6 protein-coding genes and 1 pseudogene are annotated in these 7532 nt (G+C 42.9%); 3 read left to right on the top strand and 4 right to left on the bottom strand.

Annotation, left to right across the window (positions count from 1 at the left end; genetic code table 11):
* Positions 1–2516: CHAT domain-containing protein (locus tag VB732_RS22605; RefSeq protein ID WP_323233139.1), on the bottom strand; the 2516-nt coding region annotated here is incomplete at its 3' end.
* A gap of 75 nt (positions 2517–2591) precedes the next feature.
* Complete coding sequence (locus VB732_RS22600) at positions 2592–2918, bottom strand: hypothetical protein (RefSeq protein ID WP_323233138.1); 327 nt, start codon at positions 2916–2918, stop codon at positions 2592–2594.
* Between the two features lie 289 nt (positions 2919–3207).
* Between VB732_RS22600 and VB732_RS22595 the strand changes: the two genes are divergently transcribed.
* Positions 3208–3912, top strand: a complete 705-nt coding sequence (locus VB732_RS22595) for a mobilization protein (protein ID WP_323233140.1) — start codon at positions 3208–3210, stop codon at positions 3910–3912.
* 210 nt (positions 3913–4122) lie between these two features.
* Entirely contained in the window at positions 4123–4845 is a 723-nt protein-coding gene (locus tag VB732_RS22590) for a class I SAM-dependent methyltransferase (protein WP_323233137.1), read from the top strand.
* A 50-nt stretch (positions 4846–4895) separates the two neighbouring features.
* Here VB732_RS22590 and VB732_RS22585 read toward each other — a convergent pair whose 3' ends face one another.
* Together VB732_RS22585 and VB732_RS22580 are read right to left on the bottom strand one after the other, a co-directional pair.
* The gene (locus VB732_RS22585; protein WP_323233136.1) at positions 4896–5453 is read right to left on the bottom strand and encodes a DUF202 domain-containing protein; all 558 of its coding nucleotides are present in this window, start codon (positions 5451–5453) and stop codon (positions 4896–4898) included.
* Positions 5454–5649: 196 nt separating this feature from the next.
* A pseudogene (locus tag VB732_RS22580) lies at positions 5650–6292 on the bottom strand (cadmium resistance transporter).
* A 207-nt stretch (positions 6293–6499) separates the two neighbouring features.
* Here VB732_RS22580 and VB732_RS22575 point away from each other — a divergent pair.
* Positions 6500–7477, top strand: coding sequence for a LysR substrate-binding domain-containing protein (locus VB732_RS22575; RefSeq protein WP_323233135.1), 978 nt, complete (start codon positions 6500–6502; stop codon positions 7475–7477).
* Positions 7478–7532: the final 55 nt, after the last annotated feature.

The following is a 7532-nucleotide window of genomic DNA, read 5'->3' as shown; positions in this document are numbered from 1 at the left end:
TTTTGTATTTCGTCTTCTGGTGGACAAAGGGTGAGAATTTGTTGATAGTGTTCTAGTGCTTTATCAATTTCACCTAGATTGCTCTCAGATATAGCTAGCTCATGCAGTATGCTGTAATCTTCAAAAACTTTTAGGGTGCTTCGGCACAGATCAACTGTCTGCCGATATCGACTAAGTTTCACCCATTGTCTTGTGAGAGTCGTAGTAAATTCCACAGCAATCTTTTCTACCTTCCCCCGTAACGCCAGCCGATGAATTTCTAACCGTTGTTCCTCACTTGAAGTTTCCGCAGCTTCCCACCAAAGGCGATACAACACCTCAGCCGCTTGCTTATACAAAGCTTCCCCATCTTTGGGTAACTGCACAGGCAAAATGCGTGGCACTCGTAACGCCTCATCATGGCTTACTTCCAACAGTCCCAACGCCACTGCTCGACTAATATAATGTTCCAAATTGGCGATGCTATCACAAACTGCGGCTAAAGCTTCCCTTGGTACTGGCAACTCAAACACCAAACCCCGTGACAACATCTCCCGCATGGTTGTATCCATCTGTTCCAGCAGCGCCTCTGCCAAAACTTGCTCTCGCAACTCCACCGGATCTGCTGCTAACCGGTTCAAAATTGCTGCCACATCAACAGTTGTATTTTGCAGAATCTTATCCAACCATTCCAGCAAGCGGGGATTACCATCCGCTAACTTCTGCGCTTGTGATTTTAACGCCTCATCCACCTGAGATTTTGCACCAAAGGCTGTGAGGAGATTACACTTTTTTCGCAAATCTGCACCTTGCAGTGCATCCAACGGCTGCTTGTAGAAATGCTGCAACTGCGTAAATTCAAAATCGTAACGGCAGGTAATAATGATGCGGTGAGAAGTGGAATTTTCTCTAATTGCCCAAACTAAAGCTTTCATTACCTCTGCTGCTTCCGATCGCAAATGACCTAACCCCCCTAACCCCCCTTCCCTACGAGGGAATGGGGGAACTTGACTCCCCTCTCCGCCTCGGAGAGGGGTTGGGGGAGAGGTCTCTAAATTCACTTCAAAGTCATCCAGCACCAACAAAAACGGCTTTCCTTGCTCATGCAACTGCTGGAAAACTCGCCGCAGCCGAAACTTCAATTCTTCATCATAATTTTGTAAGCTTTTGCGTTGTTCGTTGTCATCCAACTTTTCCACCAAGCGATTCACCAAACTAGCTTCATCGATTCGCCCTACCCAGACAACACGCTCAAAATTCGGCAGTCTGTCACAAAGCCTAGCAGCTAAACTACTTTTACCCAAACCGCCCATGCCATGAATCAACACCCCAACCTCATGGGTTGATTGACTCAGCACTCGCAAACAATTTTGCAATTGACGGCGACGACCAACAAAACTCTCTCGCGTCGGGACTTTCACCTTACCCGCAGGATCTAAAAACTGGGTGGAAACAGAAAGCGGTGGTGCTGGTTTCCGTCCACGAGTCCGCAAAGGTGTGACTAATGAACTTGGTAAATTACCTGCTGCATAAAGCCGCAATAAATGCCAATCCCGCGCTTTGTTATTAATTAATGTTTGATATGTACAAGCAACAGCTTGGGTGATTTGCTTTCCGGCTGATAATTCCTCATATAATGCGGCTGCGGCGGCTGTAGCATCAGGATCTAAAACCTTTTGACCCCAACCCAAAACTGCTTTTGCACCCGATTTCAGCAATTCTTCAGCCATTGACGGCACAGAACCGCCATTGCCAGCTTGCCCAGTGCGACAACCAGAGAGGAAAATCAGTTTAGGCAATCGAAATTGTAATTCTTGGGCGATATCCCCAGCACTGGCATAGAAAGCTTCACCTGTTGCCGTTTCTGTAATAAAGCGGGGTTGCCCATCTTGTAAAGTAGCATGACCCGTCAGGTGCAAAACATCAAAATAATCCCTGTCGTAACCATCGACTAAATAACCCAACTCCGACAAACAGCCGCTTTCTTCCACCGTCAACGCTAAAGGTTGCCGCTTTGTCGCCTCCAAAATCCGTGCTTCCTCCCGCTCAAAATCCAGCACAGGTTTGACATCTAAAGGCGAAGTCGCCATAAACAAAACTTGCAGCGCCCGATTTTCTGGTTCCCCGTCAATGGTCAATTTTTTTACCGTGCTATCCGACACCCACCGCACCGGGACAATAGCCGGGACACGCTCAACCAAAAAGCTAACGCCATCGTGCAGCACTTCCCAAGGCAGATGGGCGAGTTTTTCAGATGTAGCGATCGCTAACACAATTCCCTCACGCCGATACTTATCTAGCAAAGGTTGCAGCCAGCGATCGCTCCCATCCAACCAGTTATACAACCGCCGCCCAGTTACCGTATAATCCTCTGGTAAACTCGAAACATAGTAATCTCGTTCGGCCAACTTAATCAAGTCGGCGATTTCTGTTAAACAGAGCGATCGCTTTTCATACTGGTTAGGATTATCAACAAAGTAACGTAACTCTACGTAATTCTCGGCAACTGGCTTGAGGTCGAGGTGGAGGGTTTGCACGCTTTGAATCTTGAGACTTCAGTATTTACCCCAAGTCTATCACCCTCGATTTCGGAGACGTAATTAATGGCATCTCTACGATTCTAAAATTTGGCGAATCTCTTCTAAGGTTGCATCTTCTAAAAGAAGTCGCCTACCATTGCGCCCGACAATCAACACCTTTTCAATTCTTTTACCAGACTGTTTAGCTTTATACTCTTGATACCACTTGCGGATTTGTTCAGCAATGGCGATCGCACCCCCAACAATACCTACGATGGTAGCAACTGTGGCGGTTACTCCTTCTCTTTCCGGTGCATCTGAATTCACTGCATAGTTACCAGATATACCAGGAATTGCCAAAAGCGCCTCTGTTGCTGCGATCGCATCTTCTCCCGCGATCGCCAACTGAATTTCTGCCATAGTGTTGATCCACAAGTAACTCCAGGCTTATTTTAAACAACTTCCCTTGGCAATTTCTTCTAAAAATTCCTAATTCTTGTCGTAAAGAATGTAAGTCATGTAATGATAAGCTCCAACGGACTCTAACTTGCCTAAAAAAGCTACAAGAGAATAATCAAGAAGAACTATCACTGCAAAGAAAGGTTATACTGTCTCAGAAAACTACCAAAACAACTAGGCGACAACCGCCAAAAAGTTCTTTGTTTGGGAAAGATGTATCAGACTTTAATAACTATTAGAGGTGGCTGGAATGCCGACGATTCATTTTGTGGATGGTGAAAAAGGTGGAGTAGGAAAGTCTCTTTTTGCCAGGACAATGATTCAGTATTGTCTGGATAAGAAAATCCCCTTTGTACCAGTGGAGACAGATAGATCGAATCCAGATGTGGCAGGGGTATATAAGGAAATATGCAAGTATGCCGTGTTCAGTGAGAATGAACGACAAGCAAATAAGGCAGATAGAATATTTGAGTGGGCTATAGAGAGGCCAGTAATTGTAAATTTAGCCGCACAATCCCATAGAGCAGTACAAGGATGGATTGACTCTAACCAATTACTTGAACTAGGCAGTTCTCAGGGAGTTACGTTTTGCAAATGGTTTGTATCGACAGGAGGATACGACAGCATCAACCTGTTTACTCAATCATTGAATACTTATGGTGAGAAAATCCCTCATATTCTAGTGAAGAATTTAGGGCTGTGTGATGATTGGGAGCATCTAGAGTCAGACTCCAACTTTCAGAACATAGTAAGTAAATATCAGATAAAAGTTATAGATTTCCCGAAGTTAGCATACAGAGAAAGAAACATAATCGATCAAAATCGTCTGACTTTTGCAGAAGCTAGAGAGTATAAAGAATTTGGGATAATTGGGAAACAGAGAGTAGTGAATTTTCTGAAGCTTGCTTATGGTGCTTTTGAAAAAGTAGGTATCTGGTATGAAAAAGTTGAATAGTTGCCATTAAAATACGGTTCGGTTAATGTTTTTTGATGGAAATTTTAGAGCGTAAAGACGCGATAAATCATCACAAAGACGCGAGAAATCGCCGTCTCTACAAAAGACTGATTATTGTAGAGACGGCGATTCATCGCGTCTCTTGACTTACCAACAGACATCGCAAAACGAATTTGACTACAATTTTTAGAATAGAGTAGCAAAAACCTAATGTCTAAAAAGTCCGATTCGCAGTTTCAAAATCTCTTTAGTTCACCCAAATCAAGTAATTGGGACGAAAGGTTAGGGCAAATAGCTTATCGCTTTAACCGAGAGTATCAACGTGAAACCTTTGAACTCCCGGCGGAAGTCCAGGCGATGCCGATATTCCGTGAGTGGATTGGAGGCAGTTTTGCAGGAAGAATTGCTTCCCCTTTCTGGGAAATTGCTCAACCTCAAAAAAACCAGCATTGTATAGATATTGGCTGTGGGATCAGCTTTTTAATCTATCCTTGGCGGGATTGGCAAGCATTTTTTCATGGGCAAGAAATTAGTAATGTGGCACGCGATACCCTTAATTCTCGTGGCCCACAGTTGAATTCTAAGCTGTTCAAAGGTGTTGAGTTAGGAGCAGCCCATCAGTTAAACTATTCACCAGAGCAGTTTGATCTTGCGATCGCCACAGGATTTAGTTGTTATTTTCCCCTGGAATACTGGAATGCAGTCCTCGCAGAAGTTAAGCGAGTCTTAAAACCAGGCGGACATTTTGTATTCGACATCCTCAACCCAGAACAGCCTCTAGCAGAAGATTGGGCAGTTCTAGAAACCTATTTGGGGGCTGAGGTGTTTCTAGAGCCTGTAACTGAGTGGGAAAAAACCATTAAGGGGGCTGGTGCTAAAGTAGTAACCAAAAAATCAGGAGAATTATTCCAATTGTATAAGGTGCGATTTTGAAAAAACTGAGTGCGAAAGTACTAAGTACTCTTCTTTTTACTCAGCACTCATCACTCAGGGATAAGTAGACTTGATGGATCTAAAGAAGTTGTAAAAACAAAATAGATTACTCCAGTGCCGAGAATCATTATGGCAAGACTGAACAGCAATACCCATCTGTCTGTCGGTTCATAAGTATCTTCTTCGATATCACGGCGGACAGCGAAATAGTGACTGGTTGAGAGCCACACTGTAATCAAACCCACTAGCGAAAAGACTAAACCTAACTTCCAGCCGTTGCCAGGACGGGGTACTAAAGGTACTTGGAAGGCACGCAAACGCACAATAACAACACCAAAACCTAATAAAGCGATCCCTGTCCGCATCCAAGCCAGGTAGGTACGTTCATTTGCCAAGTGATCTCGGATTCGAGAAGGATTGAGTCGTCCTGGCTTTTTTTGAGCTTTATCTTCTTCTGTAGATTTCGATTTTAACTGCATCAATAACACCCTTATCCCCAAAGCGGCTCTTATCAAAAAAATGCGGAGGTAGTAAGAAATCTCTTTCCAGATGACTTGCACCCAGCGCAATAGCTGCGCTACTGAAATATGCTTATTATGATTGTACATTTTTTTCAAAGTTTATTTTAATGCAGATAGAGAATAATTCGTAAGTTGTAATGGGCTACGCTAACGTAATTCCAAATTGAAGGTTAAGAGCAATCGTAAGTAATAATGGTTAAAAAAAACAGCCAAGGATCAGAGAGATTTTTCACCAGTACAAGTCAGGTTATTTCTCTAATTTTGGCTGTTAACCTATTGAAATTTAAAACAATAGTTTAAAAACAGATAAAAGAGTCCAGGTAACATTTTCGGTGACAATAAATACACCCAAACCAATCAAGATACAAGGGACAAAAGTATTGCCATTCTCGGTTAAGAAGTTTGCGATCGCAGGCAAGTAGGTTAACTTGTAAGCGGTGTAACACCATACACCAACCAGCGAAAAAATACACTTAGGATCACTAGCAGACTATCTAATTCAGAATTGGCGAACAGAGGCATGTAGACGCTGATATTATCACTACCATTAGCAAAGGCGATCGCAGCTACATTGCAAGTTTGCCCAGAGAAAAAACTCTTAACTATAGAAGGACAGGCTCGCTTTCTGCTTCGACTTCCTCTGGTGAATCTTCTTCGCGTTTTAGTAAACTGCTCACACCAATGATTATTGGCATTAAACCAAGTAGTCTAATCCAGTCCTGCGGTATGATTAGTCCACCGAAGAAACCGGGAAGGCTAGCAATGATCAATGCAGCAAAACCGAGATACTGACCAGCAAGGATGTGACGACTACGGAACGTTTTATTTATTTGAGAAAAAAGCAATGTCAGAATGACAATATCATCGATGTTGGTGGCAGTGAATGCAGTTATCCCTGTGGTGATTGCAGTTACGAAACCGCTCATGTTTGGAAGTCCTTATTTTGATGCTTGGGCATTGGGCATAGGTTATTTACAAAGGACAAATGACCAATGACTAATGACTAATGACTAGGTAGAAAGCCTTGGTTTATACTTTAGTCAAACTAACCGATAGAATCAAATGCTTTTGTTTGTCAAAATGATAAATGAAAGTGATTAAACTTCTGACACCAAGTTGTAGGGATATCATAAATGGCAGGAATGACGCTTGAGCAGCTAAAAATCTTTATGGCTGTGGCGCAGCATTTACACTTTACTCGTGCAGCAGAGGAGCTTTACATTACACAACCTGCCGTCAGCGCAGCAATCCACAACTTAGAGCAAGAATATGGTGTAAGACTATTCCATCGCATTGGCCGCCATATCGAAATTGCTGAGGCGGGTAAATTACTGCAAGTGGAAGCGCAGAAAATTCTCGATCAAGTTTCCTTGACTGAAAGGGGATTGCGAGAATTGAACAATCTGCAACGAGGTGAATTGAAGTTAGGATCGAGTTTGACCATTGGTAACTACTGGCTACCAAGTAAAATTAGTGAATTTAAGAGCTTATATCCTGGTATTCAGATTAACTGTAGCCTTGCCAACACAGAAGAGATTTGTCTAGGAACAGCCACAGGACAGTTTGATTTAGGTTTGGTAGAAGGAGATATCAAGCCGGCGCTCCAGAATACTCTAGAGTATGAAATAGTAGGGAGCGATCGCTTACAAATAGTAGTAGGTCAAAAACACCCTTGGTTCGAGTGGGGAGAAATTGACTTAAACCAATTGACTAAAACCCCTTGGGTGATGCGCGAACCAGGTTCTGGAACCCAGCAAAGATTTGAAGAAGCCTTAGAAAATTGGGGAATCAATCTCAGTGAACTGGATGTAATGTTAGTCTTCAACAGTGGAGAGATGACAAAAGCAGCCATTGAAGATGGTGTTGGTGCGATCGGAATTTCTGAGTTGATGGTAAAAAAAGAAATACAACTAGGGACTCTGCGGGCAATCCGAGTCATAGATAATAGAGACGGTAAAAGTGCGATGCCTACGGCGGGCTACGCCTACGCAGAAATAGTTCGGCCTTTTTTCAAACTCAAGCATCGTCAGCGTTTTCAAACTGCTCTTGCTAAAGTCTTTGAAAAAATGTTGATATCGTCTATGTTAGACGGTTCACATCAAAATGTATAAGTTATTTAAATTAATACTATTTTGGATTGAAAATTCTTGTTCTTATATCAGGTTC

It is taken from the genome of Nostoc sp. UHCC 0252 (assembly GCF_034931145.1).
Taxonomy (GTDB): Bacteria; Cyanobacteriota; Cyanobacteriia; order Cyanobacteriales; family Nostocaceae; genus Nostoc.
The sequence above is the reverse complement of the archived record's forward strand: the minus strand, read 5'-3'. Positions and strand labels throughout refer to the sequence as shown.

Bases quoted from the DNA above. Each gene is read 5' to 3' on its own strand.
- VB732_RS22600 (WP_323233138.1), bottom strand. From the start codon at position 2,918: ATGGCAGAAATTCAGTTGGCGATCGCGGGAGAAGATGCGATCGCAGCA.
- VB732_RS22595 (WP_323233140.1), top strand. From the start codon at position 3,208: ATGCCGACGATTCATTTTGTGGATGGTGAAAAAGGTGGAGTAGGAAAG.
- VB732_RS22590 (WP_323233137.1), top strand. From the start codon at position 4,123: ATGTCTAAAAAGTCCGATTCGCAGTTTCAAAATCTCTTTAGTTCACCC.
- VB732_RS22585 (WP_323233136.1), bottom strand. From the start codon at position 5,453: ATGTACAATCATAATAAGCATATTTCAGTAGCGCAGCTATTGCGCTGG.
- VB732_RS22575 (WP_323233135.1), top strand. From the start codon at position 6,500: ATGGCAGGAATGACGCTTGAGCAGCTAAAAATCTTTATGGCTGTGGCG.